This is a genomic window from Rhizobacter sp. P1_G5 (genome assembly GCF_056405435.1).
On record NZ_JBFUCB010000986.1, the window covers coordinates 1 to 1,380 of the forward strand.

A 1,380-nucleotide genomic window follows, 5' to 3' on the forward strand; every position below is an offset into this window, starting at 1 on the left:
GCCCCCAGCTCGCCACCCTGCCCAACGGCCTGCGCGCCATCGCGATCCCGATGCCGTGGCGCCAGACGGTCAGCCTGAGCATCTTCATCCGCACCGGCAGCCTGCATGAATCGCGGCAGCTCAACGGCATCAGCCACGTCGTCGAGCACATGGCCTTCAAGGGCACGCAGTCGCGCGACTGCCAGCGCATCAACCTCGATGCCGAACGCCTCGGCGCCGAGGTCAACGCCCACACCGACAAGGACCACACCGCGTTCCACATCGAAGGCCTGCCGCACGACCTGCCGGCCTTCGTCGCCCTGCTCGCCGACATCGTGCTGCACAGCACCTTCCCGGCCGACGAGCTCGAGCGCGAGCGCCAGGTCATCGAGCACGAGTTCACCGAGTTCGAGGAAGACCCGGCCGCGATGGCCTTCCAGATGTTCGACCGCGCCTGCTACGGCATGCACCCGGCCGGCCAGCCGGTGATCGGCAACCGCGCCAACCTGAAGCGCTTCAGCCGTGACGACCTGCTGTCCTACGTGCAGCGCCAGTACACCGCCGCCAACGTGATCGTCGCCGCGGCCGGACCGGTCGACGTCGACCCCTTCGTGCGCGCCGTCGAGTCCGCGTTCGGTGCCATGCCCCCCGGCGCGGCGAACGCGGTGCCGCAGCCCGACTGGCGCGGCGGCCTGAAGCTGCGCCGCATGTCGGGCAGCGCGCAATGCCACACGGTGCTCGGCTTCGCGGCGCCGGCGCTCGCCGACGACTCGCACGTCAACAGCGTGCTCGCCGCTGCGCTGCTCGGCGAAGGCATGAGCTCGCCGCTGCTCGACGAGATCCGCGAGCGCCGCAGCCTGGCCTACTTCGCGTCGTGCTCGGCCGACATCCTTCCGTCGGCCGGCCAGTTCGTCATCGAGGCCGCCACCGCCCCGGCCCAGGCCGACGAATTCCTCGACGCCGTCGCCCAGCTGCTGCGCCGCCATGCCGACGGCAGCGACGCCGTCGGCCTCGAGCGCGCCCGCAACCAGATCGCGGTGCGCACGCTGCGCGCGCTCGACCAGCCGTCGCGCCGCATCGAATCGGCGGTGCAGGACGTGTTCACCTTCGGCCAGCTGCGCGACAGCCGCGAGTGGCTCGCGCGCCTGCAGGCCGCCTCGGCGCAGGACGTGCGCGAGGTGTTCGCCCGCGCGCTGTCCGGCAGCGCCGCCGTCGCCCTCGCGGGCAGCGTGCCGGCGCGTGCGCGCGAGCGGGCTAGCGCATTGTTTGCGGCCGAAGCCTCGCACTGAGGCCGACGCCGACGGCGGTGCCCACCGGCTCGAAGCCGACCTCCAGCACGCAGCAGCCGTTCCAGGCGCAGAGCTCCTCGCTGGTGGCGGATTGCTGCGCCAGCTTCTGCCC

General features: G+C 72.2%; 1 protein-coding gene. It reads left to right on the forward strand.

The features are described 5' to 3' along the window. Positions 1–1,268 (forward strand): M16 family metallopeptidase (locus AC1D12_RS33390; protein ID WP_477845384.1); only part of this gene is annotated, 1,268 nt, incomplete at its 5' end. Between the last annotated feature and the right edge of the window lie 112 nt (positions 1,269–1,380).